This window comes from Actinophytocola sp. KF-1, assembly GCF_054661535.1.
Map to the genome: position 1 here is coordinate 286,375 of NZ_BAAFVK010000011.1, position 24,822 is coordinate 311,196.

22 protein-coding genes are annotated in these 24,822 nt (G+C 71.0%); 8 read left to right on the forward strand and 14 right to left on the reverse strand.

The features are described from left to right. Positions 1–234 precede the first annotated feature (234 nt). The 4 genes from ACYQ77_RS31325 to ACYQ77_RS31340 all read right to left on the reverse strand — a co-directional run bounded on the left by ACYQ77_RS31325 (position 235) and on the right by ACYQ77_RS31340 (position 4,502). Positions 235–1,368: a glycosyltransferase family 4 protein gene (locus tag ACYQ77_RS31325; RefSeq protein WP_459717513.1), complete on the reverse strand. Its 1,134-nt coding sequence runs from the start codon at positions 1,366–1,368 to the stop codon at positions 235–237. Between the two features lie 9 nt (positions 1,369–1,377). Continuing rightward, positions 1,378–2,724, reverse strand: coding sequence for a basic secretory protein-like protein (locus ACYQ77_RS31330; RefSeq protein ID WP_459717515.1), 1,347 nt, complete (start codon positions 2,722–2,724; stop codon positions 1,378–1,380). 74 nt (positions 2,725–2,798) lie between these two features. After that, positions 2,799–3,800 (reverse strand): NlpC/P60 family protein, encoded by a 1,002-nt coding sequence (locus tag ACYQ77_RS31335; RefSeq protein WP_459717517.1) that lies wholly within the window; start codon positions 3,798–3,800, stop codon positions 2,799–2,801. A gap of 486 nt (positions 3,801–4,286) precedes the next feature. Continuing rightward, positions 4,287–4,502 carry a hypothetical protein gene (locus tag ACYQ77_RS31340; protein ID WP_459717520.1) on the reverse strand — a complete coding sequence of 72 codons (216 nt, stop codon included), beginning with the start codon at positions 4,500–4,502 and terminating at the stop codon, positions 4,287–4,289. A 202-nt stretch (positions 4,503–4,704) separates the two neighbouring features. Between ACYQ77_RS31340 and ACYQ77_RS31345 the strand changes: the two genes are divergently transcribed. After that, positions 4,705–6,351 (forward strand): D-alanyl-D-alanine carboxypeptidase family protein, encoded by a 1,647-nt coding sequence (locus tag ACYQ77_RS31345; protein WP_459717522.1) that lies wholly within the window; start codon positions 4,705–4,707, stop codon positions 6,349–6,351. Here the strand turns inward: ACYQ77_RS31345 and ACYQ77_RS31350 are convergent. Beyond that, complete coding sequence (locus ACYQ77_RS31350) at positions 6,348–6,902, reverse strand: isochorismatase family protein (RefSeq protein ID WP_459717525.1); 555 nt, start codon at positions 6,900–6,902, stop codon at positions 6,348–6,350. The two genes, ACYQ77_RS31345 and ACYQ77_RS31350, sit on opposite strands and share 4 nt — an antisense overlap. 30 nt (positions 6,903–6,932) lie before the next feature. Then, positions 6,933–8,291, reverse strand: a complete 1,359-nt coding sequence (locus ACYQ77_RS31355) for an NYN domain-containing protein (RefSeq protein WP_459717526.1) — start codon at positions 8,289–8,291, stop codon at positions 6,933–6,935. 72 nt (positions 8,292–8,363) lie between these two features. Here ACYQ77_RS31355 and ACYQ77_RS31360 point away from each other — a divergent pair, with 72 nt between their 5' ends. From ACYQ77_RS31360 to iolB, 4 genes are read left to right on the forward strand one after another with little or no spacing between them, the layout of a single operon-like run. Further along, the gene (locus tag ACYQ77_RS31360) at positions 8,364–10,076 is read left to right on the forward strand and encodes a DEDD exonuclease domain-containing protein (protein ID WP_459717529.1); all 1,713 of its coding nucleotides are present in this window, start codon (positions 8,364–8,366) and stop codon (positions 10,074–10,076) included. Then, positions 10,069–11,013: a 5-dehydro-2-deoxygluconokinase gene (iolC, locus tag ACYQ77_RS31365; protein ID WP_459717531.1), complete on the forward strand. Its 945-nt coding sequence runs from the start codon at positions 10,069–10,071 to the stop codon at positions 11,011–11,013. Before ACYQ77_RS31360 ends, iolC begins: the two co-directional genes overlap by 8 nt. After that, a complete protein-coding gene (locus ACYQ77_RS31370) occupies positions 11,003–11,899 on the forward strand; it encodes a Cgl0159 family (beta/alpha)8-fold protein (RefSeq protein ID WP_459717534.1) in 897 nt (298 codons plus the stop codon). The genes iolC and ACYQ77_RS31370 overlap by 11 nt, the downstream gene beginning before the upstream one ends. Beyond that, the gene (iolB, locus tag ACYQ77_RS31375; RefSeq protein ID WP_459717535.1) at positions 11,896–12,684 is read left to right on the forward strand and encodes a 5-deoxy-glucuronate isomerase; all 789 of its coding nucleotides are present in this window, start codon (positions 11,896–11,898) and stop codon (positions 12,682–12,684) included. Before ACYQ77_RS31370 ends, iolB begins: the two co-directional genes overlap by 4 nt. A gap of 1,005 nt (positions 12,685–13,689) precedes the next feature. Here iolB and ACYQ77_RS31380 read toward each other — a convergent pair. From ACYQ77_RS31380 to ctaE, 5 genes are all read right to left on the reverse strand, one after another. After that, the gene (locus ACYQ77_RS31380) at positions 13,690–14,571 is read right to left on the reverse strand and encodes a serine hydrolase (RefSeq protein WP_459717538.1); all 882 of its coding nucleotides are present in this window, start codon (positions 14,569–14,571) and stop codon (positions 13,690–13,692) included. A gap of 80 nt (positions 14,572–14,651) precedes the next feature. After that, entirely contained in the window at positions 14,652–16,346 is a 1,695-nt protein-coding gene (gene qcrB, locus ACYQ77_RS31385) for a cytochrome bc1 complex cytochrome b subunit (protein ID WP_459717540.1), read from the reverse strand. After that, on the reverse strand, positions 16,343–17,473 hold the full coding sequence (gene qcrA, locus ACYQ77_RS31390) for a cytochrome bc1 complex Rieske iron-sulfur subunit (protein WP_459717542.1): 1,131 nt from the start codon (positions 17,471–17,473) through the stop codon (positions 16,343–16,345). The genes qcrB and qcrA overlap by 4 nt, the downstream gene beginning before the upstream one ends. Continuing rightward, entirely contained in the window at positions 17,470–18,267 is a 798-nt protein-coding gene (gene qcrC / locus ACYQ77_RS31395; RefSeq protein WP_459717544.1) for a cytochrome bc1 complex diheme cytochrome c subunit, read from the reverse strand. Before qcrC ends, qcrA begins: the two co-directional genes overlap by 4 nt. 55 nt (positions 18,268–18,322) lie before the next feature. After that, positions 18,323–18,925, reverse strand: coding sequence for an aa3-type cytochrome oxidase subunit III (gene ctaE, locus ACYQ77_RS31400; protein ID WP_459717547.1), 603 nt, complete (start codon positions 18,923–18,925; stop codon positions 18,323–18,325). A gap of 168 nt (positions 18,926–19,093) precedes the next feature. Between ctaE and ACYQ77_RS31405 the strand changes: the two genes are divergently transcribed. Both ACYQ77_RS31405 and trpD read left to right on the forward strand, forming a co-directional pair. Further along, the gene (locus ACYQ77_RS31405; RefSeq protein WP_396106060.1) at positions 19,094–19,501 is read left to right on the forward strand and encodes a hypothetical protein; all 408 of its coding nucleotides are present in this window, start codon (positions 19,094–19,096) and stop codon (positions 19,499–19,501) included. 6 nt (positions 19,502–19,507) lie between these two features. Then, on the forward strand, positions 19,508–20,545 hold the full coding sequence (gene trpD / locus ACYQ77_RS31410; RefSeq protein WP_459717550.1) for an anthranilate phosphoribosyltransferase: 1,038 nt from the start codon (positions 19,508–19,510) through the stop codon (positions 20,543–20,545). Between the two features lie 6 nt (positions 20,546–20,551). On the opposite strand, the gene ACYQ77_RS31415 is transcribed toward trpD, so the two are convergent. The 3 genes from ACYQ77_RS31415 to ctaC all read right to left on the reverse strand — a co-directional run bounded on the left by ACYQ77_RS31415 (position 20,552) and on the right by ctaC (position 22,512). Then, positions 20,552–20,950, reverse strand: coding sequence for a DUF6841 family protein (locus tag ACYQ77_RS31415; RefSeq protein WP_459717553.1), 399 nt, complete (start codon positions 20,948–20,950; stop codon positions 20,552–20,554). Between the two features lie 173 nt (positions 20,951–21,123). Continuing rightward, complete coding sequence (locus tag ACYQ77_RS31420; protein ID WP_459717555.1) at positions 21,124–21,525, reverse strand: cytochrome c oxidase subunit 4; 402 nt, start codon at positions 21,523–21,525, stop codon at positions 21,124–21,126. Between the two features lie 18 nt (positions 21,526–21,543). After that, positions 21,544–22,512 (reverse strand): aa3-type cytochrome oxidase subunit II, encoded by a 969-nt coding sequence (gene ctaC / locus ACYQ77_RS31425; protein WP_459717558.1) that lies wholly within the window; start codon positions 22,510–22,512, stop codon positions 21,544–21,546. Between the two features lie 144 nt (positions 22,513–22,656). Between ctaC and asnB the strand changes: the two genes are divergently transcribed. Beyond that, positions 22,657–24,576, forward strand: a complete 1,920-nt coding sequence (asnB, locus tag ACYQ77_RS31430; protein ID WP_459717560.1) for an asparagine synthase (glutamine-hydrolyzing) — start codon at positions 22,657–22,659, stop codon at positions 24,574–24,576. Positions 24,577–24,822: the final 246 nt, after the last annotated feature.

Genomic DNA, 24,822 nt, shown 5'->3' on the forward strand with positions numbered 1-24,822 from the left:
CCGTAGGCTGGATTCCGGGGGCGGGAGGCCAAGCCTGTCCGCCGCTGTCGCCGCCGGGAGCCCCGGTAACCGGACCGCTGCCAGCCGCCGCCCGTATCTTCGCCGCGGCAATCGCCCCCGCCGAAAGACCAACCATCAGTTGTCGCCGAGACCGCTGTGGACAACCGGTCCGCTGTCGGACGGTTCTGTCGGTGGTCGCCGGTACGCTGGAAATCGGGGGCCGGAGGCCAGACCTCAGAAGGCCGAGCCGTCCAGCAAGCGCGTCAGCCGGTGGGCGATGTCCTCCCAGCGCCAGTGGCGCGACACCCACCGACGCCCGGCCTCACCCATCTCCGTCGCCAGCGCGGGGTTCGCCAGCAGGTCGCCGACCTTCTTGGCAATCACCGGGAGGTCCCTGCCGTCGACGACATTGCCGGTCACGCCGTCGAGCACGGTCTCCGGTGCGCCGCCCGAGTTCCCGGCCACCACCGGCAGCCCGGACGCCGACGCCTCCAGGTACACGATCCCGAGCCCCTCGACGTCAAGCCCGCGCCCGTGCGTCCGGCACGGCATCGCGAACACGTCACCCGCCACGTAGTGCGCGGGCAGCTCCTCCCACGGCACGCGCCCGGTGAAGACCACGTGCTCCGCCACGTCCAGCTGCGTCGCCAGCGATCGCAGCCGGTCCTCGTACGGGCCGCCGCCGACGAGCAGCAGCGCCGCCTCCGGCACCCGCTGCCGGATCGCGGGCAGCGACCGGATCAGCATGTCCTGTCCCTTGCGCGGCCACAGCCTGGACACGCACACCACGACCGGCCGGTCGCCGAGGCCGTGCCGGGTGCGGATCTCCTTGCGCGCCGCGAAGTCCGGGCGGAACTGGTCGGTGTCCACCCCGGACGGCAGGTGCTCCAGCGCCGCCATCGGGCCGAACGCCGACGCGAACCGGGAGCGCGTGTACTTGCTGACGAACGTCACGACGTCGGCGGTGTTGCCGATCCGCCGCAGCGCATGCCGAGCGCCGGGCAGCATGGACCAGCCCACCTCGTGGCCGTGCGTGCTCGCGATCACCCGCTCGGCCCCCGCCTTCCGCAGCGTCGGCGCGAGCAGTGCCAGCGGGGCGGCCGCGCCGAACCACACGGTGTCGCAGCCCTCGGCACGCAGGATCTCCTTCGCACGCCGCGCCACGTCCGGCACCGGGAGCATCAGGCTCGACGGGTGCCGCACGACCGGGAACGGCTGCGCCGCGTCGAACTCGCGGGCGCCCTCCCACGCCGGCGCGTAGACGACCAGGTCGTCCTCCGGCAGCCGGGTCGCGAGCGCGTGCAGGTAGGACTGGATACCGCCGTTGCGAGGCGGGAAGTCGTTGGTCACCACCAGGGTCCGAGGCACCCGGAAACCCTACTTGAGCGCTTTCCGGAGATATGACTGCCAGCCCCGCACCAGCTCCGCGCGGTCGGCTCCGAGCACGTCACGCAGCATCCGGTCGGTCTCCGTCGCCGACACCGCGCCCGCCGCGGCCAGCTCCCGGTACATCGCGATCAGCCGGTCCTCGCCGTACGTCTCCGCGACGTAGCGGGCCAGCGACCAGCTCTGCTGGTAGGCGAGGTCGAGGTCCGAACCGCCGGAGCGGAACGCCCTGTCCTCGGGCAGCCCGGCGGGCGGTCCGTCCTGCCGCACCTGTTTCGCCAGGTCAGGGGCACCTTCGGCGAGGGTGACGCCGCTGTCGCGGTAGCCGACCCAGTCCGCGAAACCCTCGAGCAGCCACGTCGGCGAGCCGTCGACGGTGTCCGCGCGGGCCGCGAGGTGGGTGATCTCGTGGCGCAGCACGATCCGCAGCGACGCGATCGACAGGCTCCGCACCCCGGTCGGGCTCAGCACCACCCGCTGGCCCGCGACCGTGCGGGTCTTGTTGTCGACCCGGTCGGCGACCGCGACGGCCACCACCGACTCGACCGGGAAATCGGGTCCGACCAGTGCGCGCATCTCCCCCGGCGAGTCCGGCAGCATCAGCGCGACCCGTCGCGACCACGGCGTCGGCCACAGCTCGCTCACCGCGCGCACCGACGGGTCCAGCTCGCGGACCAGCCGGTCCACCATCGGCTGGCTGCCGGGGTGGCTCAGCACGATGCCGTGCTCGGTGGTGGTGACCACGCACGGCGCGAAGTCCCACGGCCCGCGCCACGTGCGCCTGCCCAGGCCGTCCAGGGCGGTGTCGGACCGCAGGTACCAGTCGTCGCCGTGGCGGGCGAACAGGAAGCCCATGGTGCGTTCGGTGGGGATGACGTCGGCCCCGCGCAGCGCGTACCGCAGGTCGACGGCGGGGGCCCACAGCTCGTCGGACGGCACGGACGTGAACCGGTCCGGCACCTCGGCGACGTCGAGCGCGTCGTCCGGGCGCAGGCGGTAGCTCCACTCGTCGAACGGCACGCCGGTCAGGTTGTCGAACAGCCTGCGCTGGGTGCTGACGAACGCCTCGTCCGCCTTCGGGTCGAGCGTGGCGAGGAACGCCTGCTCGTCGTGGGCCACCAGCGCCTTCGCGCGGCGGTTCAGCAGGTCGGTGACGGCGTCGGTGCGGGAGGCGTCGGCCTGGGGCGCCGGGCTGACCGCGCCCATCGGCCTGCCGGGCCCCGCGGTCGGACCGGTCTCCTGGCCGGCGCCGGGCAGCGACACGAGCGCGATGCCGGCGAGCGCGACCGCGGCCACGGCCGCTCCGAGCCACCTCCGCGCCTTCGACCTGGGCTGCACAGGATGCATGTTAGGTGCCGAGACGCCTCGGGACCGACGCGAACGCGCCGGTCCCGAGAGCGATGTCGATGGCGTCAGCCGACGATGCGCTTGGCGCCGAGGTAGTCGCCGCCGCCGCCGTCCGGGGCCGCCGCGGTCTGGACCGGGGTGCCGGACTGGGAGGCGTGCACCAGCATGCCGTCGCCGATGTACATGGCGACGTGGTGGATGGAACTCGCGCTGCTGCCGTAGAACAGCAGGTCACCGGCCTGCCACTCGCCGTAGGCCACGGACTTGCCGTAGCCGTACTGCGCGCGGCTGGAGTGCGGGAGGCTGACACCGACCTGCGCGTAGGCCCACATGGTGAGGCCGGAGCAGTCGTAGTTGTCCGGGCCCGCCGCGCCCCACACGTACATCTTGCCGCGCTGCGACATGGCGGCCTCCGCCGCCGCGGGGCCGAGGCCGGGGCCGACCGCGAGGTAGACGGAGTTGTCCGTCTCGCCCATCAGGACCTGCTGGTCCGCGCCGGACAGCTTCTCGTAGGCGTCCTCGACCTTGTCGATCTGGGCGTCGAGGCTGTTCTTGGTCTTGGTGACCTTGTCGACCAGCTGCTTCGCCGCCGCGGAGGCGTCCGCCGCGCGCTTCTTGGCGTCGGCGGCCTTCGCCTGCGCGTCCGCGGCCTGGTTCACCGCGGCGGTCAGCTTCGAGAGCGCTTCCTCGTTGTCGGCCGCGATGACGCCGAGCGCGGACGCGCGCTCAAGGAAGTCGTCGGCCGAGGAGCCGGTGAGCAGTGCCGACAGCTTGTTGAACCGCGCACCCTGGAAGGACGCGTTGGTCAGGTTGTCGACCTGGCCGCGGAACGCCTCCTCGTCGGCCGCCGCCTGGTCCTGGGCGCGCTTGGCGGCCGCCAGGTCCTGGTTGGCCTTGGCCAACGCGGCGTTCTTCTTGTCGAGGTCGGTCTTCGCGGCAAGCAGGTCCTCGTTCACCTGCTCGGCCTGGTCGGACAGCTTCTTGTACTGCGCGAGCGCCTCGGAAGCCGTTTCGGGGGGCGGGGGCTGCTGGTAGGCGAGGGGAAGCGCGAGAGCCGGTCCCGGCACAGCGATGAGCAACGCCGCTGCGGCGCTGACACTCAACCCGGCCCGGACTGCGCGCTTGGTTCTTTGCGACGCCACGTCGCGCGTGTCTCCCTTACATCCGAACCGCCGACCGGGTGGCGCTGGCGACAAGGGACTACCGCAACAGCGGCTGTCCAACGTCAGTGCCCCACCCACCGTGGGGGAACCGGTCCGGCCTCTCGACAAGGCCGGCTTCGGCGGCGATCCCGCGTAGCGGCCTCGGGGTGTGCCGCTGTCGGCCGCGAGATCTCGGACAGGTTACGAAACGTGAGTCGATGCGTCTACCTGGCCCGCCGAAAAATGTGGATCAGACGGCCCGGAACACCAATGGAGCAGCCCTGACTCCACTGTGTGACTACGGCAACACCACAGTTCACCGGCTTGTGGTAACCCGGTCATGCCACTCGGCGACGTTTGCCGACCGCTCGTCGACAGGCCTATTCGGCCCCGCGTGTCGGACAAATCGCCTCACGCCGACCGATCCATGCGCTCCAGGCGCAGCCTCGGGACTATCCCGGCGCGGCCGAGCGTATCTATCGCGCGTTGTTCGAGCGCGTCGATCTCCACGTTCGGCGGCACCCCCAGCAGCACGCTCACGACACAGTCGCCGCAGGCCAGGCCGCGGACCACGCAGCTGTCGCAGTCGATGATCATCCCGAGCTCCGATCGCTTGTCGTTCTTCATGCCCGGCACGTTATGCGACACCACCGACAATTTTGGGTTCGCGCAGCTCAGCACCGGAATCCGCATTTCGTCGACGCCCCGGAACCGCCCACCGAGAGCAGCTGAATACCGTGAACCGGGCACACCGCATCCCGGTCCACCCAAGGCGCGTTGTACGCGGTGAGAACACCGGGGACGTCGAGGCAGGAGGTGCCGCGTGCGCGTGGCAGTGGGACTGGCGCTGGCCGCCATGCTGCTCACCGCGCCGCCGGTCGAACCCGGCCCGCCCGGTACCCCGGCGACCGACCCGCGCCCCGGCGAGGCGTTCGCCGCGCCCGAGGTGGCCCGCCTCCAGCGCACGGCGACCGACGTGCAGCGCGAGCTGGCGGACCTCGCCGGCCGGATCCGCGTCGCGGAGCGGGACCTGCGCACCGCGAACGACGCCGCGGCGAAGGCCAGGGCGGCACGCGCCGCCGCCGACAAGGTCGTCGCCGCGCAGCAGGCCGAGGTCGACACCTACTCGGCGACCGTCTACGAGACCCTCGCCCAGCCAACCGGGCTGCGCGCCCTGGTGTCCGCCGACGATCCCGCCGAGTTCCTCGACGGCACCGGCCTGCTCGCCCGCCTGCGCACCGACCAGGACGTGCGCCTCGCGGGCGCCGTGCGCAGGCAGAGCGCGGCCACGGCGGCACAGGACACGGCCGAGGCGACCGCCTCCGCCGCGGCCCGCCGCAAGGCCGACCTCGACCGGCGCGACGCGGACGCGCGCAACCGCGCCGCTGCGGTGTCGTCGGAACTGCGCGGGCTCGTGGCCGACACCAACGCGGCGGTCGTCGCGCAGCAGCAGGCCCAGCAGCACCGCAACCGCACCACGGCCGACAACTGGCGTGCCTACCTCGACCAGCTCACTGCGGCGGGCATCACGCCACCACCGGCCGCGCGCCTGCGTGACACGGCTCGTTTCCCGCCGGGCCTGACCCCGCTGTCGGAACCGGGCGTCGCGGAGCGGGTGCTGCCCTCCGGTGGCCGCGTGCTCGTGCTGCCCGCCGAGACGATCACCGCCGTCACCCGTGCCATCGACGCGCTCGGCAAGCCGTACGCACCCGACGGCACGGGCTCGGCCGCCTACTCGTGCGACGGCCTGGTCCGCGCCGCGTACGGCACCGCGGTGCCCGCGGGCATCGCCGACCAGTACGCCGTGCTCGCGCCCGTCACCCAGCCGCAGCCCGGCGACCTCGTGTTCCTCGGTCCGGAGCGCTACGGCGTGCAGGGCGTCGGGATCGTGCTCGACGACCGCACGATGCTGGCCGCCGACGCGCGCATCGCGGGCGTCGTGGTCACCGACCTGCCCGCCGACACACTCGGCTTCGCCCGGCCCGCGCTCGCACACGTGCGGGCACGCGCCGTCCCCCGGGCGACCGACGACGGGCTGCCGTGGCGCTGCGGTGGCGTGTCGATGCCGTCGGGCCTGTGGGGCGGTTACCCGAACGGGTTCATCCCGCTGACCGCCCTGTGCCCGATCGGTGTCGGCGACCACGCGCTGCGCTGCGACGCGGCGGCCGCGTTCGGCGCCATGAACCAGGCGTACACGGCAGCCTTCCGCACGCCCCTGTGCGTGACGGACTCGTACCGCACGTTCGACGCGCAGGTCCGGTTGTACGCACAGAAGCCCGCGCTCGCGGCCGTGCCGGGCACCAGCAACCACGGCTGGGGCCTGGCGCTCGACCTGTGTGGTGGCGCGCAGTCGTTCGGCTCACCGCAGTACGCGTGGCTCCGCGCCAACGCGCCGTCGTTCGGCTGGGTCAACCCGGAGTGGGCGTGGCCCGGCCGCGGCCGCGAAGAGCCGTGGCACTGGGAATTCGGTTCCTAGGAGGCGAACTCCACCTCCTCGGTCTTGACGGTGCCCGCCGTGCGGCCCGGCGCCGACTGGAAGCTCCAGTACAGGTTCGTGTGCGAGATGACCTGGTCGGGCGACGGCGCGCCCCACTGCGACAGGTCCTCCGTCGTGTGCGCGTCGCCCACCAGGATCGCGTCGTACCCCCTGGTGAACGCGCCGTGTAAGGTCGCGCGGACGCAACCGTCGGTCTGCGCTCCGGTGACGATCAGCCGCCCCACCTTCAGCTCGGCGAGCACCGACTCGAGGTTCGTGTCCTCGAACGAGTCGCCGTACTCCTTCGCCACCAGCGGCTCGGAGTCCGCGCGGGGCAGCTCCGGGACGTACTGCCAGTTGTCGCTGCCCTTCCGCAGCTCGTCGCTGGAGTGCTGCACCCAGACGACGGGGACCTGTTCCTGCCGGGCCTTGTCGACGAGGGTCGCGATGTTCGCGACCACCGCGTCACGTTCGTGCGCCTGCGCCACCACACCGTTCTGCACGTCGATGACCAGCAGTGCGGTGCCCGGGCGGTTCGCCAAAGTTGTCATGCGGCGAACCTAGACCCGACCACCGACAATTCAGCTCCGGCCGAGCCTGGCCAGCAGAACCGCGGACGGCACGGGGTGCGCACCGCGACGCCGCACCGAGTCGGCGACCGCGCGGTCCGACGTCACGACGACCACCGGCCTGCCCTCCGGTTCGGCCGTGACCAGCGCGCGGATCACGTCGTCCGCCAGCACGCCGGGGTCGGAGAACAGGACGCGCACGCCCCGGGGCGCCGTGGTCGGCACCGCGACCACGCCCGCCCCGTCGAACACGAGCGTCACCTCGGCCGACGTGCGGGCGGCGAGTGCCGCGAGCTGGCGGATCAGGCGTTCGCGCTGCTCGGAGAGGGACAGTTCGGGATACCCGGTCTTGGTGACGTTGTAGCCGTCGACCACGAGGTGCACCGACGGGAGCGCCAGCAGCCGGTCCAGTGCCGCCGGGTCCTCCACGCGGCCGACCGAGCCGTGCGCCTCCGTCGCGCCGCGCACGAGGTCGGCGGGGCGCGGCCCGGCGTTGCCGAGCGCCAGTTCCCTGCGCAGGCCCGTGACGGCGCCGTCGAGCGTGTCGACGAGCAACGCGAGCCGGACCTCGTCGGCCTGCCGGGCCTCCCGCGCGGACTGCCTGGCCATCTCGGCGTCCGCCTCGGCCCGCTCCGCGCGGGCCCGTTCGCTCTCGGCCCGTTCCCGCTCGCGGTCGCGCTGCTCGGTCAGCGCCGCGACCCGTGCCTCCGCCTCGGCCCGGATCCGCTCGATCTCGCCTGCCGCGCTCTCGGCCTCGTCCTTGGCCTTGCGCACCCGGACGCCCTGCTCACGAAGGCGTTTGCGGAGCCGTTCCAGCTCGGCCTCGCCCTCCGCGCGGACCCGGTCGACCGCGCCCTGCACGTCCGCCAGCTCGGCGCGGATCCTCGCCAGCTCGGTCTCGGCCTTGTCGGCGCGGGCGACCGCCGCGTCCCGCTGGGCCCGCAGACCCGCGTCGGACGCGCGGCGCGACACCAGCTCCAGGTAGTGGGGCGCGTTGTCGGCGCCGAGGAGGACCGCGGCCGCGGCGACGGCGGCCGGGTCGTCGCCGGACATGTCCAGCGCGGCGGCCCGGTGCTCGCGGCACCACTCGACCACGGCGGTGCGGAACGCGACCGAGTCCCGCAGGCTCGCGATGATGGCGCCCGCGCCCAGCCGGGCCCGCTTGGCGGGGGTGAACTTGGCGACCGCGCGCAGCTGTTGCGGCACGTCGACCTTGGGCAACGCGCCCAGCGCGTCCGCGCCGAGTTCGGCGATCCTGGTGCGCACGGCGTCCGGCAGCGCGGTCCAGTCCAGAGTGGAGTCGCCGTCCGGCGGCACGGACGGCTCGTCCCCCGGGTCGACTGGCTCGACCGGTTGGATCGACGGCACCATCTCTCCAGGTTAGTCCCCAGGTGAGAACCGCACCGACCGGCTTTGTCGGTGGTCTGGGTTAGCTTGCCCGGCATGACGAAAGCGGGGGTGAGCGAACAGCTCGCGTTCGACGAACTGGGCACGCCGCTGCGTGCCACGACCTTCGTCGTGTTCGACCTCGAGACCACCGGGGTCAGCGACGAGGACACGATCACCGAGTTCGGTGCGGTGAAGGTGCGCGGCGGCGAGGTGCTCGGCGAGTTCGCCACGCTCGTGGACCCCGGTCGCGGCATTCCCCCCGAGGTGGTGGCGCTGACCGGCATCACCGACGCGATGGTCTACACGGCGCCCCGCCTGGACACCGTCTTACCGGCGTTCCTGGAGTTCATCAGCGGTGCGGTGCTGGTGGCGCACAACGCGGGCTTCGACACCAACTTCGTGCGCAAGGCGTGCGAACGGCTCGGCTACCGCTGGCCCAAACCGGCGGTGGTGTGCACGGTCCAGCTCGCCAGGCGCGTGCTGACCAGGGAGGAGGCGCCGAGCTGCCGGCTGTCCGCGCTGGCGCGGCTCTTGGGGTCCACGACGACGCCCAACCACCGGGCTCTGCAGGACGCACGGGCGACCGTCGACGTCTTCCACTCGTTGCTGGAACGGGTCGGGTCGATCGGCGTGCAGACGCTCGAAGAGCTGCGCGACTACATTCCGGACGTCACGCCGGAACAGCGCCGCAAGCGGTCCATGGCGGCCCACCTGCCGTCGAAACCGGGCGTGTACCTGTTCCGGGGGCCGGGCGAGGAGGTCCTGTACGTCGGCACGGCGAGCGATCTGCGGCGGCGTGTGCGGCAGTACTTCACCGCCAGCGAGACCCGGCGCAGGCTGCGGGAGATGGTGGCGCTCGCGGTGCGGGTGGACCACGTCGAGTGCGCCCACTCGCTGGAGGCGCAGGTCCGGGAGCTGCGGCTGCTGTCGGCGCACAAGCCCGCGTACAACCGGCGGTCGAAGAACCCGAAGCAGGCGTGGTGGCTGACGCTGACCGACGAGCCGTTCCCCCGGCTGTCGCTGGTGCGGACGCCGCGCGACGGCGCGCTGGGCCCGTTCCGGTCCCGCGGGCTCGCGGAGGACGCCATGGTCGCGTTGCAGGACGCGACCGGCATCCGGCCGTGCACGGTGCGCATCCCCGCACAACGGGCCGGTGGCACGCCCTGTGCGCTCGCGGAGTTGCACCGCTGTGCCGCGCCGTGCGCGGGCAGGCAGACCATCGAGCAGTACGCGCCGTCGGTGTCGTCGTTCGTGTCGCTGGTGGCGGGCAGGCTGCTGGACCCGCTGCACCGGCTGGAGCGGCGGCTGATGGCGCACTCGGCGGCGGAGCGGTTCGAGCAGGCCGGTGTCGACCGGGACCGGCTCGCCGTGCTGGTCCGCGCGCTGGACCGGGGGCAGCGGCTGGCGGCGCTGGCGAGGGTGTCGGAGCTGATCGCGGCCCGGCCGGACGGCAACCACGGCTGGGAGTTCGCCGTCGTGCGGCACGGTCGGCTGGCGTCGGCGGGTGTCGCGCGGCGCGGGGTGCCGCCGATGCCGGTGGTGGACGCGCTCGCGGCGTCGGCGGAGACCGTGCTGCCCGGGGAGGGCCCGTTGCGTGGCGCACCGGCCGAGGAGGTCGGGCTCGTGCTGCGATGGCTGGATCGGCCGGGCACCAGGATGGTTCGATGCTCACAGCCCTGGACCGAGCCCGCCCGCGCCGCCGCGAGCTGGCGCGGCTGGCTGACCAGGGCCGACGCCGCACGCAGCGTGGAGGTGCCGAATGGGTGATCCCTACGACGTGATCGCCATGGGCAGGCTCGGGGTGGACATCTACCCCCAGCAGACCGGCGTCGGGCTTGCGGACGTGGCGACGTTCGCGAAGTACCTCGGCGGCACGGCCGCGAACGTGACCGTCGCGGTGGCGCGGTACGGGCACCGGGTGGCGCTGGTGAGCAGGACGGGTGCGGACCCGTTCGGCGAGTACCTGCACCGGGCGCTGCGCGACTTCGGTGTCGACGACCGGTTCGTCACCGACGTGCCGGAGCTGCCGACCCCGGTCACGTTCTGCGAGATCTTCCCGCCGGACGACTTCCCCATCTACTTCTACCGATTACCCAAGGCACCCGATCTGGTGATCCACCCGCACGAACTGGACCTCGACGCGATCCGCGCGGCGAGGATCCTCTGGGTGACGGTCACGGGCCTGTGCGAGGAGCCGAGCCGATCGGCGACGCTGGCCGCGCTGCGTGCCCGCGACCCGGCCGCGCTGACGGTGCTGGACCTGGACTACCGCCCGGTGTTCTGGCCGTCTCGCGAAGCCGCCCGCCGGTGGGTGCAGGAGGCGCTCGAGCACGTGACGGTGACCGTCGGCAACCTCGACGAGTGCGACACGGCGGTCGCCACCCGCGACCCGAACGAGGCGGCGGAGGCGTTGCGGGACAAGGGTGTGCGGCTCGCGGTGGTCAAGCAGGGCCCGAAAGGTGTGCTGGCGGTGGACGACACCGGACCGGTCGAGGTGCCGCCGCACCCGGTCGAGGTCGTGAACGGACTGGGCGCCGGCGACGCGTTCGGCGGCGCGCTGTGCCACGGCCTGCTGTCCGGCTGGGACACCGAACGCACGATGCGGTTCGCGAACGCGGCGGGCGCCATCGTCGCGTCGCGACTGTCCTGTTCGGCGGCGATGCCCACGACCGCCGAGGTGGAGGAGGTACTGGATGCGGGTTGACTGGCCGGAGGTCGTCCGGGGGATCGCGACGACCCGTGCCCGCCGACCGGAGCGGATCGCGGAGCTGGCGCAGGCCCGCACCCGGCGGGAATCCCCGTTGGGAGACAACGGAAAGGCCCTGATCATCGCCGCGGACCACCCGGCCCGCGGCGCGCTGGGCGCCGGTGACCGTCCACTGGCGATGGCCGACCGGGCCGACCTGCTGCGACGGTTGACGATCGCGCTGGCGCGGCCGGGCGTGACCGGCGTGCTGGGCACCGCGGACGTCCTCGAGGACCTGCTGTTGCTGGAGGCGCTGCACGACCGGAGCGTCTTCGGGTCGATGAACCGGGGCGGGCTGGCGGGCGCGCGGTTCGAAGTGGACGACCGCTTCACCGGCTACGACGCGGCCGCGATCGCCCGCAGCGGTTTCGACGGCGGCAAGATGCTGCTGCGCGTCGACCACGCCGACGACCGCAGCGCCCCGACGCTGGCGGCGTGCGCGGCCGCGGTCAGCGCGCTGGCGGAGGAGCGCCTGATCGCGATGGTCGAGCCGTTCGTGTCGGTCCGGGAGGGCGGGTGCTTGCGCAACGACCTGTCGGTGCCTGCGGCGACCACGGCGCTCGCGGTGGCGTCGGGCCTCGGCACGACGTCCGCCTTCACGTGGTTGAAGGTCCCGGTGATCGGCGACGGTGGCGAGGAGATGACACAGGTGCTGGCGACGACGACGCTGCCGACGCTGCTGCTCGGCGGGGAGGTGGCCGCGGACCAGGAGGCGACGTACGGGCGGTGGAAGCGGGCGTTGCGCAACCCGACCGTGCACGGCCTGGTGGTGGGCCGGTCGCTGCTGTACCCACCGGACGACGACGTGGCCCGTGCCGTCGACACCGCGGCGGGGCTGCTGTGAAAGTCACCCCGGAGACGGCGGGCTGGACGTACAGCGGCCTCACCGTCCTGACGATCATCGGCACGCACCAGGTGGTGACCGGCGAGGCGGAGACGCTGGTGTTCCCGTTGTCCGGCGGCTGCACGGTGACGGTGGACGGCGAGACGTACGAGCTGGCCGGCCGCGAGTCGGTGTTCACGGCGAACACGGACTTCCTGTACCTCCCACGGGACTGCACGGCGACGGTCGACGCGAACGGCGCGAGGATCGCGTTCCCGTCGGCGGTGTGCGAGAAGCGGCTGCCGGTCCGGTACGCCCCGGCCGCGGACACGCCCGTGGAGCTGCGCGGTGCGGGCAGCTGCAGCAGGCAGGTCAACAACTTCTGCACGCCGGGCGTGTTCGAGGCGGACAGGCTGATCGCGTGCGAGGTGCTGACCCCGGGCGGCAACTGGTCGTCGTATCCGCCGCACAAGCACGACGAGGCCGGGCCGGGCGAGTGCGAGCTGGAGGAGATCTACTACTTCGAGGTCGCGAAGGGCGGGATGGCGTACCAGCGCGTGTACGGCACGGAACAGCGGCCGATCGACGTGCTGGAGGAGGTCCGCACCGGCGACGTGGTCCTGATCCCACACGGCTGGCACGGCCCATCGATGGCGACGCCCGGCTACGACCTGTACTACCTGAACGTGATGGCCGGCCCAGGCGACGAACGAGCGTGGCTGATCAGCGACGACCCGGCGCACGGGTGGATCCGCGAGACGTGGCGGGAGGAGCAACTCGACCCGCGGCTGCCGTTCTACCGCTGACCGCTCCGCCACCGACGCTCTGCCGCTGGGGTATCGATCGCCGCGGCTATGTGGACGCCGCTGCGCTGTCCATTCCGCGGCGGCCCGTCCCATGGGCTGGTGGTCAGCGGGAGCCCTGTCCGCAGCAGGGCACTTCGCAGCAGCCATTCGGGGCCCATTGGATGGCGGTTCACCCAACCGCGGCCTCGATCGGTGGCAGTTCGATCCATGGCAGCGCACTTCGCAGCCCCCGCCAGCCGTCCCGTAGCAACCACCCGGCGGCAGCCCCACCGAAGTGCAGCCCATTCCGCGGCAACCCACCCCGCAGGAGCCACCGGCGACGGCCACACTGGGCTGCAGCCCACTGCGGCAACCCACCCGGCGGCAAACTGATCCGCATCTAGCCCAGCCTGCGCCGGTTCGACCGGGCACAGCCCCATTCCGCGAGCCCTCTGTCTACCGCAGCCCGCTCCGCGGATGCCCGTTCGACAACAACCTGATCCGCAGCAACCTGATCCGCAGCAGCCGTTCGGCTGCCATCCGATCCGCGGCAACCCGCCCCGCGACAACCCGTTCTGCGGCCCCCGCAGCAACCCATTCCCGCAGCAGCCACTCCGCGGCAACCCACCCCGCGCCACCCCCACCGGGTTGCAGCCCGATCTGCCGCAACCCACCCGGCGCAGCCCATCTCGCGGCAACCCACTCCGCGGAAGCCCACCTCGCAGCATCCCATTCGGCGGCGACTCGTTCGCAGCGGCCCCACTCCGTGGATGCCCACACCAGCCCGGTGCCCGGCAGCCCATCGAGCAGCAACCCAACCCGTCACGGCTCATTCCGCGGCTGCCCGGCGGCACGCCGAGCCCCGGCAGCCCCCCGCGGCGCCCGGAAACCCGACCATGCCACCCTCTGCGCGCACCCCGCGTCCGCGCGGAGGGGCGGCCTCCGGCCCCCGATTTCCAGCCTAGCGGCGGCCACCGACAAGAACGGCTGCCCCGGCGGTGGCCTGTGGACAACTCGGCCCGACCCTCAGAAGCGACCCTTGAAGAGCAGTTCCGCCACGTGGGTGACCGTCTCGCGGCCCGCGTCGTAGCCGCCTTCGCCGCGGAGGTTGTTCATTTCCGCCAGGGTGTAGCGCTGGCCGGGGCCGACGAAACCGACCGAGTTCATCACCCAGCCGCCGTCCTCTTCTGACCAGCCGTTCTTGTTGCCGGGCTGTGCTGCGGGGCCCGCGCCCCACACGCCCCACTGCTGGTTCGGGGCCACCGCGCGCATCTGGTCGAGGATGTACGCCCGGTCGTCCTCCGACAGCTCGGTCAGCACGTAGTGGATGAGCCGGTCCAGGTCCTCCGGTGTGCACTTCTGGAAGCCCCAGTACGGGTAGAAGTCCGTGTAGCCCTCCTGCGGCGCCAAGGAGGTCAGCCCGTACGACGGGAAGTTGTCGTTGAACGTCATGTGGTCGTCGCCCGCGTAGCGGAACCACAGGGTGTCCGCCGCGTCGTCGTCCGACGAATTGAGCATGGACTGGATCAGGTCGCGGTCATCCGCGGTGAGGGTGATCTCGCCCGCTCGGTCGCGGGTGAGCAGGTCGACCACCATCGCGAGCTTGATCGTCGACGCGGTCCACGTGGGGTCGTCCGCGTGGTCGTTGTGCCACACGGCGCCCGTCCGCAGGTCGTGCAGCACGACGCCGGTCGTGCCGGGGCGCTCGGCCAGGTACGCCTGTACGGCCGCGATCCGGCGCTGGAAGTCGCAGTCGAAGCCCGCGTCCGGCAGTGGGCAGTCCTCCGGCGGCGGTGCCGTGGCGGTGGCCGAGGTGGTCGGCCGAGCCGACGGGGGCGGCGGCGCCGTCGTCGACGACGGCACTACCGACGTGGAGCCGATGGCCGGGGGCATGTGCGCCGCGGCCATGTGTGGCTGCGGCGACGAACACCCGGACACGACGACGACGGCCGCCGCGAGGAACGCGGCGGCCGCCGTCGAGCGGATACCTATGATGGCCCGATCTTCTTCGTCGGGTCCTGGTCGGTCGTGGCGACCGACGTGCCGGTCTCGGTCTCACCGGAGGCCGACTCCAGCTCGGCGCCGTGGCCGTGCTGGGCAGCGCGGGCCTTCGCCAGCGCCGCCGTCTCCTCCGGCGGGTCCGGCCGCAGCAGCGACCCGGCGACCGGCTCACCGGCCGAGCCCAGCTTGTTCATCTTCTTCGGCACCGGGCTGCCCTGGTACTCCAGCGGGATCGGGTGGCCGTGCTCGTCCACGCCGGCCAGCGGCTGGTGCACCTCGATGAACTCACCGTGCGGCAGGCGCTTGATGATGCCGGTCTCGACACCGTGCTCCAGCACCATCCGGTCGGACCGCTGCAGGCCGAGGCACAGGCGGTACGTGATCGCGTACGCCAGCGGCGGCAGCACCAGCAGGCCGATGCGGCCCATCCACGTCGTCGCGTTCAGCGAGATGTCGAACTTCTCGGCGAGCACGTCGTTCGCGGCGGACAGCAGCGACACCATGAAGAACGTGATCGCCATGACGCCGAGGCTGGTCCGGACCGGCACGTCACGCGGGCGCTGCAGCAGGTTGTGGTGCGCGTAGTCCTTGGTGAACTTCTTCTCGATCCACGGGTACACCGCCGCGACACCGGTCAGCAGTGGCAGACCCATCATGAACGGGAAGAACGGCGCCGGGATCGTGTAGTTCCCGAGGTAGACCTCCCACGCGGGCCACAGCCGGACCAGACCGTCGGTCCAGCCCATGTACCAGTCGGGCACGGTGCCCGCCGAGACCTGCGCCGGGGAGAACGGACCGAAGTTCCACACCGGGTTGATCTGGAACAGACCGCCGAGCAGCGCGGTGACACCGACGACGACGGCCATGAAGCCGCCCGCCTTGAGGGCGAACGTCGGCATGATGCGGACGCCGACGACGTTGGTCTCCTTGCGCCGCACACCCGGGAACTGCGTGTGCTTCTGGTACCAGACCAGACCCACGTGCACACCGATCAGCGCGAGCAGGATGCCCGGGATCAGCAGGATGTGCGCCGTGTAGAGCCTGGGGATGATCTCCGTGCCCGGGAACTCGCTGCCGAACAGCAGCCAGTTCGCCCAGGTGCCGATCACCGGGATCGACATGGTCAGACCCGAGGTGATGCGCAGGCCGGCGCCGGAGAGCAGGTCGTCCGGCAGCGAGTAGCCCGCGAGGCCCTCGAAGCAGCCCAGCAGGAAGATCAGGACACCGATGACCCAGTTGACCTCACGCGGCCTGCGGAACGCGCCGGTGAAGAACGTGCGGAACATGTGGATCGTCAGCGACAGCATGAACAGCAGCGCCGACCAGTGGTGCACCTGGCGGACGAACAGGCCGCCGCGCACGTCGAACGTGATGTACAGCGTCGACTCGTACGCCCGCGACATCTCGAGGCCGCGCAGGTTCGCGAACGAACCGTTGTAGGTGACCTCGGCCATCGACGGGTCGAAGAACAGCGCCAGGTAGGTACCCGACAGCAGCAGCACGATGAAGCTGTACAGCGCGATCTCACCGAGCAGGAACGACCAGTGCGTCGGGAAGACCTTGTTCAGCTGCCTGCGGATGCCGCCGGACAGGTGGTACCGGTCGTCGGCCCACTTGGCCGCGCCACCGGCCGCCCGCATGACCATGTTGTCGGGCTTCGTCGGCGTGGTGATCCCACTCATGACTTCCGCTCCCAGTAGGCGGGTCCGATCGGCTCGATGAAGTCACCGGTCGAGATGAAGTATCCGGTCTCCTCGTCCACCGCGATAGGCAGCTGGGCCAGCTTGCGGGTGGCAGGCCCGAACACCGGCTTGGCGTACTGCAGCGCGTCGAACTGGGACTGGTGGCACGGGCACAGGATGCGGTTGCTGCGCGACTCGAACAGCGAGGTCGGGCACCCGACGTGGCTGCAGATCTTCGTGTACGCGTAGTAGTCGCCGTAGTTGAAGTCCTCCTGGCCCTCGTGCTTGATCACCCTGGCCGCGTCGGCGGGCCGCAGGCGGATCAGCATCACGGGGCTGTCGCCACGCTTGAGGATCTTGACCCAGTCCTCGTGGGTGTCGCCCTCGCGGTACGGGAACACGGTCTCCATGGCGCCGCCGTCGAGGTCCTCCGGCCGCACCAGGGACAGCTCGTCGTTGTCGCCCGTGACGCGCCGCAGGAAGACCTTCTCACCCTCCTTGGTGTGCTGCCACGGGGTGTGCAGCAGGCCGTCCTTGTTCGAGGACTGCGCGTGCGGGTTGCGCAGGAGGCTGCCCAGCGGCAGGGCGGTGAGCGCCAGGCCGAGGACACCGCCGCCGAAGGCCAGCGACCGCTTGATCATCGGGCGGCGGGCGATGGTGCTGCGGTTGCCCGCGTCGGCCAGGTTGGCGAGGATCGTCGCCTTGTCCAGCTCGCTCGAGCCGCCGTCGTGCCGCTGCTGGACCGCGACCTCGTGCGGGATGAACTTCCGCGTGTAGTTCAGCACGCCGATGCCGATCCCGAGGATCGCGAGCCCCAGCGTGACACCGATCACCGGGGTGTACAGCGAGTACATGAGGTACCCGTCCTGGTCCGGCGCCACGTACTTCGCCGGCCACCAGATGAAGGCGACGACGAACGCCAGCCCGGCGAGGCCGGCGAGGGCGAACCAGAACGCGACCTGGCGCTCCGCCCGCTTCTCGGCGCGCGTGCCCTTGACCGGCCACGGGTCCGGGTACTCGACCAGCTCGACGCCGTCGAGCTTGCTCCCGAGCTTGACCAGCTCGTCCCGGGACATCTGCGCGAGCTCCTCCTCGCTCGGCAGTTCCTCAGGCTTGTCCGTGCTCATGCTTTAGCCCCGATCCACAACGTGATGCCAAGCAGGGCGACGATCCCCACGACGAACGCGATGAACCCTTCCGACTGCGGACCGAGACCGCCGATCGGGCTACCACCTGGGTTGTTGTTGCCGTCGGTCACCGACTTGACGTAGGCGATGATGTCCTTCTTCTCCTCCGGCGACAGCTGCCGCTCGGAGAAACGAGGCATGTTCTGCGGGCCGGACACCATGGCCGCGTAGATCTCGTCCTCGGTGACGCCGTCCAGGGCGGGCGCCTCCTTGCCGGAGGACAGTGCGCCACCCCGGCCGGTGAAGTTGTGGCACGACGCGCAGTTGAACCGGAACAGCTCACCGCCGCGGGCGGAGTCGTCCCCGCGCAGCGCAGCGCCGCTCTCCTCCGGCATCTCCACACCGCCGCCGTTGGCCTGCACGAACGCCGCGACCGCGTCGACCTCCTGGGGCGACAGCACCCGGGGCTTCTTCGGGATCTGCGAGCTCTGGGAGACGGCGGGCATGCGGCCCGTCGAGGTCTGGAAGTACACGCTGGCCTCGCCGACGCCGATCAGGCTCGGGCCGCGGTCCTGCACACCCTCGAGGTTGCTGCCGTGACAGCTGATGCACGTGTTGTTGTAGATCTTCTCGCCCTCGCGCACCAAGACCGGATCCTGCTGGGCCTGCGCGGTCTGCGGCTCGGGGACGAGCACGCTGTACAGCGCGCCGACGCCCACGAGCGCGATGCCCAGCGCCAGCAGGCCCGCGATGCGGCGCCGGAGCTTGGTGCGTGCCCTGAGTTTCTTGGTCATTGTGCGGCTACCTCTGATGTCAGTTCGGACCCGGCGAGTGGGCGGCTTGGTCGCATCACTTGATGAAGTAGATGACGGTGAACAGCCCGATCCAGACGATGTCCACGAAGTGCCAGTAATAGGACACGACGATGGCCGACGTGGCCTGCGCCGGCGTGAACTTGCTCATCTTGGTGCGCATGAGCAGGTACACGAACGCGATGAGACCGCCGGTCACGTGCAGGCCGTGGAACCCGGTGGTCAGGTAGAACACCGTGCCGTAGGCCGAGGACGGGATGGTGAGTCCCTCCGAGATGAGCACGCGGTACTCGTTCGCCTGGCCGAGCACGAAGAACGCGCCCATGACCAGCGTGATCGTGTACCACCGCCGCAACCCGAACACGTCGCCCTTCTCCGCCGCGAACACACCCAGCTGACAGGTGATGGACGAGGCGACCAGCACGATCGTGACAACGAGCGCGTAGGGCACGTCGAGGTGGTAGGGCGGCGGAGGCCAGTGGCCGGTGTCGTTCTGCGCCTTGACCGTGAAGAACATGGCGAAAAGGCCGGCGAAGAACATCAGCTCGCTGGCCAGCCACACGATGGTGCCGACGCTGACCATGTTCGGCCGGTTCAGCGAGTGCACACGCTGGCTGATTGAGGGCGCTGCTGTCGTCACGCGGGCATTATTGCCTGTCCTCCCCCGGTCAGCTGATCGGGGTTGCGGCGTGGCGGGGGTGGTCGGGAGATCGTCAAGGCTCGGTCGGGCACCTGCGGGCGGCGAAGGCGTGCCGGATAGCATCCAGGTGTCCGGACCTGCCCTATCTCGATCGCCGGAGGCATCGCCATGAGCTCCCCGCTGAAGATCCTCGTGTTCAGCCACCGGCCGGAGGTCCGGGAGAGGATCGTCACAGCCGTCGGGCGCCGTCCCGCCGCCGATCTCGGCCGGGTGACCTACCACGAGTCCGCCACCATCGCCGACGTGCTGATGGAGATGGACGCGGGCAACGTCGACCTGGCCATCCTCGACGGCGAGTCGCAGCCGACCGGCGGCATCGGCCTGTGCAGGCAGCTCAAGAACGAGATCGACGACTGCCCCCCGATCGTGATCGCGATCCGCCGCAAGGACGACCGATGGCTCGCCACCTGGTCGCAGGCCGACGCGGTGATCTCGCACCCGCTCGACCCGCTGGCCGCCGCGGAGACGGTTGCCGACGTGCTGCGCAACAAGCAGCTGCCAGTCGTACAGGGGTGAGATCGCATGGCACAGACCTGGCCCGGCCTGCTGGGCCGGTTGGTCGCGCGTGAGGACCTGACCACCGACGACACGTCGTGGGCGATGGAGGAGATCATGACCGGCCGGGCGACCGGCGGTCAGATCGGCGCGTTCGCGGCCGCGCTGCGGTCCAAGGGCGAGACGTCCGAGGAGGTGACCGGCCTCGCCAAGGTGATGCTGGCCCACGCACACCGCGTCCCCCTCGACGTGGCGGCGGCCGACGTGGTCGGCACCGGTGGTGATCAATCCGGCAGTGTGAACATTTCCACGATGAGCGCACTGGTGACCGCGGCCGCCGGCGTCCCGGTGGTCAAGCACGGGAACCGCGCCCAGTCGTCCCGCTGCGGGGCGGCGGACGTGCTGGAGTCGCTCGGCGTGGTGATCGAACTCTCCCCTGAGGCGGTCGCCACATGCGTGCGTGAGCTGGGGATCGGCTTCTGCTACGCCCCGGCGTTCCACCCGGCGCTGCGCCACGCCGGCCCCACCCGCCGCGAGCTCGGCATCCCGACGGTCTTCAACATCCTCGGCCCGCTGACGAACCCGGCCCAGCCCACGTCGGCGCTCATCGGCTGCGCGCACGAGCGCCTGGCCCCCGTCGTGGCCTCGGTGCTGGCGTCCAGGGGCTTCTCGGTGCTGGTCGTCCGCGGCGACGACGGCCTGGACGAGATCACCACCACGACCACCACCAAGGCGTGGGTGGCGACGGACGGCGTCGTGCGCGAGGACCGGATCGACCCGTCGGCGCTGGGCGTGGCCCCGGCCGCCCCGGACGCACTGGCGGGCGGCGACGCGGCGGACAACGCGAAGGTCCTGCGGTCCCTGATCGCGGGCGACGCGGGTGCGGTACGCGACACGGTGCTGATCAACGCAGCGGGCGCGATCGCGGCGTTCAGGGGGCTCTCGGACGACCTGACGGGCGATCTGAAGGCCGGCCTGTCCGCGGCGGCGGAGGCCATCGACTCGGGGCGCGCGGCGGAGCTGCTGGAGCGCTGGATCGTCCGGAGCCGGGAGCTGGCGGCCTGATCTCGATCAGGCCGGGTGAAGCACGATGGCCGAGATCCGGCGGCCGTCCGGGCCGTCCGTGATGAGATAGGTCGCGTCGAACCTGGACAGCTCGGTGCCGTCGGCGCGGAGGCGCGCGAACGTGCCGCGGTGGAGGGCGCACGAACGGTTCAGGACGGTCGTCTCCGCGGCCAGCTCCTCGCTGCGGTCATATCCGGCCGACCGCATGCTGTCGACCTGCTGTCGCGCGGTGGCGAGGACCTGCTCCTCGTCGGTGAGAAACAGGCACCCTGCGTCAGTGCTGAGAATCAACGGCACCCCGTAGTGCGCGAGGATCCGCCGCACGTCATGGATCTCGCCGCGGCCCAGCGCGACGAAGTCCGCCAGGTAGGCGGCGAACCAGCGATCAACCTCCGCGACGTCCATGACGGCGTCCTCCGCGTCCGCCGCCGTCCACACCCACGTCGACGGCGGCCTCCGGCCCCCGAGATCCAGCCTAGCCGCCACCACCGACGGAAGCGGCCGCGCACAACCGAGTTGTCCACAAGCACAAAGGCGCGTCCCCGGAACCCCGGAGACGCGCCTTGAGCAGTGAAAACTCAGTCCGTGGCGTTGGGCCGGGTGTGGTACTCGAACACGAGCCCACCCACAGTGATCAGCACCAGCGCGATCGCCACGACCAGCAGCCACACCTGCCAGAACGCGAGCGACACGGCCGCCAGCCCACCGGAGGCGGCGATGGCCACCGGCCAGTACGAACCCGCCGAGAAGAAGCCCACCTCACCGGCGCCGTCGCTGATCTCGGCGTCCGGGTTGTCCTCCGGGCGCCGTTCGACGCGGCGGGCGACGAAGTGGAAGTAGGACCCGATGATCAGCGACAGGCCTCCCGAGAGGATGAGGCCGACGATGCCGACCGGCTCCTTGGCCCAGAAGCCGTACACGATGGCGGCGATGAAGAAGAACGCCGTCGTCACGTCGAAGAGCCGGGCTTCGACCTTCATGGGAATCCTCTCCAGACGTCAGTTCGACGAGGTCCGCGCGGTGCGGTCCGGGTTGAACGGGGACGTGGTCACCGCGGTCGGGCTGCACAGCTCGCCGCACGACGGGTCCTCCTCGCCCATGCGGGCGAGGGCCTCGGCGGCCGTGTACGGCTTGCCGGTCTCCTCGTTCGTGGTGACGCGCAGCTGCATGTAGTCGTCGAACCGCTCCGGGCTCAGCGCCCTCACCTCGAAGTTCATGCCCGAGTGGTAGGTGCCGCACAGCTCGGCGCAGCGCCCGACGAACGAGCCCTCGCGGTCGATCGAGTTCTGGAACGTGTTGTCCTGGTTGTTCTTCTCCGGGTACGGGAAGACGTCCCGCTTGAAGTGGAACTCCGGCACGAAGAACGAGTGGATGACGTCGCGGGCCCGCAGGTCGTAGTGCACGGTCTTCTGCGCCGGGAGCACCAGCAGCGGGATCTCGGTGGTGCTGCCGGTGGTGGTGACCAGCTCACCGTCCGACGTGCGCGGCACGATCCGCTTGCCGTCGGCGTCCACGTACTCGTTGTAGGTGAACTGCCAGTTCCACTGGAAGGCCAGCACGTCGACGTTCACGTCGACCCGGTCCTCCGGTTCCTCGGCCAGCACGTAGTTCTGCGTGGTCACCGTGAAGTAGAAGAGCACCACGACGATGACGGCGGGCAGGCCCGTGTAGATGAACTCGAGGAAGTGGTTGTACTGGAACTGCTTCGGGAGCTTGTCGCCCTTCTTGCGGTGGGCGACGACCGGCCACAGGATCAGCGCCCACATGATGACGCCGATGACCAGCGACGCGATGACCGTCCAGGTCCAGAAGTCGACCATGCGCTCGGACTGCGGCGTGACCCCCTCGGGCCAGCCGAAACGCAGGACCTCGCCGCCGGAGCAGCCCGTCGCGGTGAACGCGACCAGCCCGACGAGCCCACCGATGGTGGTCAGTCGCGATGCCCGCGAACGCTGCGTTCCGCCCACTGCGCGATCCCTCCTAGGAAGACCGGTGATCACAGCGTTGGAGCGTAGCCCAGAGGCCCAGGCCACACCGCTTAGGGGCCGCCATGGCCGAGACGGCCATACTTGTCCCTCACAAGCACTCGACAGGGAAGGTTGTGCCGAACCGTGTGCGGTCTGCTTGGTGTGGTGTGCCCGACGGAACAGGACGCCGTTGCCGCCAGGGACGCGGTCGCCGCGGCGATGCGGTGCCAGCGCCACCGCGGCCCGGACGAAACGGGCACCTGGACCGGCGACGAGGTGGTGTTCGGCTTCAACCGGCTGTCCATCATCGACGTGGACCACTCCCACCAGCCGCTGCACTGGAGCCCGGAGGGCGTGCAGGAGCGGTACACGCTGCTGTTCAACGGCGAGATCTACAACTACCTCGAGCTGCGCGAGGAGCTGATCGAGCAGCACGGCGCCACGATGCGCACGAACGGTGACAGCGAGGTCATCGTCGCGCTCTACCACTACCTCGGCCCCGCCGCCGTGCAGAAGCTGCGCGGCATGTTCGCGTTCGTCATCTGGGACTGGCGGCGCCGCGAGGTGTTCGGCGCCCGCGACCCGTTCGGCATCAAGCCGCTGTTCTACGCGGAGGGCCCCGGCGGGGTGGCGTTCTCGAGCGAGAAGAAGGCGCTGCTGGAGCTGGCCCCCCGCCTGCACCTCAAGCCCGCGCTGGACCGCACCGCGCTGCAGCACTACCTGACGCTCCAGTACGTCCCGGAGCCGGAGACGCTGCACACGGACGTCCGGCGCATCGAGTCGGGCCACTCGTTCACCATCTCGCCCGGCGGGCAGCTGCGGACCGACCGGTACTTCTTCCACACGTTCCGCCCGACGCCGGTGAAGGACTCCGAGAAGCTGTACGACGAGATCGCCGAGGTCATGCGCGACTCGGTGGCCAAGCACATGCGCGCGGACGTGACGGTCGGGTCGTTCCTGTCGGGCGGCATCGACTCCACGGCCATCGCCGCGCTCGCCCGCGAGCACAACCCGAACCTGATCACGTTCACGACCGGGTTCGAGCGCGAGGGCTACTCCGAGGTGGACGTCGCGGCCGAGTCGGCGGCGGCGATCGGGGTGAAACACGTGGTCAGGACGGTCAGCGCCGAGGAGATGATGGAGGCGCTGCCGCTGATCGTGTGGTACCTGGACGACCCGGTCGCGGACCCGGCGCTGGTGCCGCTGTGGTTCATCGCGCGGGAGGCCCGCCGCCACGTGAAGGTGGTGCTGTCCGGCGAGGGCGCGGACGAGCTGTTCGGCGGCTACACCATCTACCGCGAGCCGATCTCGCTGGCCGCGTTCGAGAAGGTGCCGGGCGCGCTGCGCAAGGCCATGGGCAACCTGTCGACGAAGATCCCGGAGGGCACGCGCGGCAAGGACCTGCTGCGTCGCGGCGCGCTGTCCCTGGAGGAGCGCTACTACGGCAACGCCCGCATCTTCCGCGACGACCAGCTGCGGGCGGTGCTGAAGACGTTCGACCCGTCGATCGGCCACAAGGACGTCACGGCGGGCCCGTACGGCGAGTCGACGGCGTGGGACCCGGTGACCCGCATGCAGCACGTGGACCTGTTCACGTGGCTGCGCGGCGACATCCTGGTGAAGGCCGACAAGGTCACCATGGCCAACTCGCTGGAACTGCGCGTCCCGTTCCTGGACGCGGAGGTCTTCAAGGTGGCGTCGAAGATCCCGTCCGAGGAGAAGATCACCAAGGAGACCACGAAGTACGCGCTGCGGCAGGCGCTGAAGCGGATCGTGCCCGAGCACGTGCTCAACCGGCGCAAGCTGGGCTTCCCGGTGCCGATCCGGCTGTGGCTGAAGGAGGAGATGTACGACTGGGCGCGCCAGATCATCCTCAAGTCGCAGACCGAGGAGGAGATCGACAAGAACGCGGTGCTGAAGCTGCTGGAGGAGCACCGCGCGGGCACGCTCGACCACAGCAGGCGGATCTGGGCGCTGCTGGTGTACATGCTGTGGCACGGGATCTTCGTGGAGCAGAACATCCGGCCGCGCATCCCGGAGCCGCACTACCCGGTGAAGCTGTAGCTCGGGGCCGGCCTCCGGCCCCCGGTATCCATTCTCCCAGGTCGCACCGACATTCCTCTGCGATGCGGCGAGAGCCTGTGGACAAGTCGGCGTCGCCATCCACGCGGAGGGCCCGCCGCTGCGCGGGCGCGACGGGCCGGGCGCGTACCGCCCCCGGGGCGGTGTCCTGAAAGGCAGACGCGGGCGTAGCCGCCAGACCCAGGGCGAAAGCCTGCCGCCGTGACGTGCCTCCCGGAGTCCTGCCCG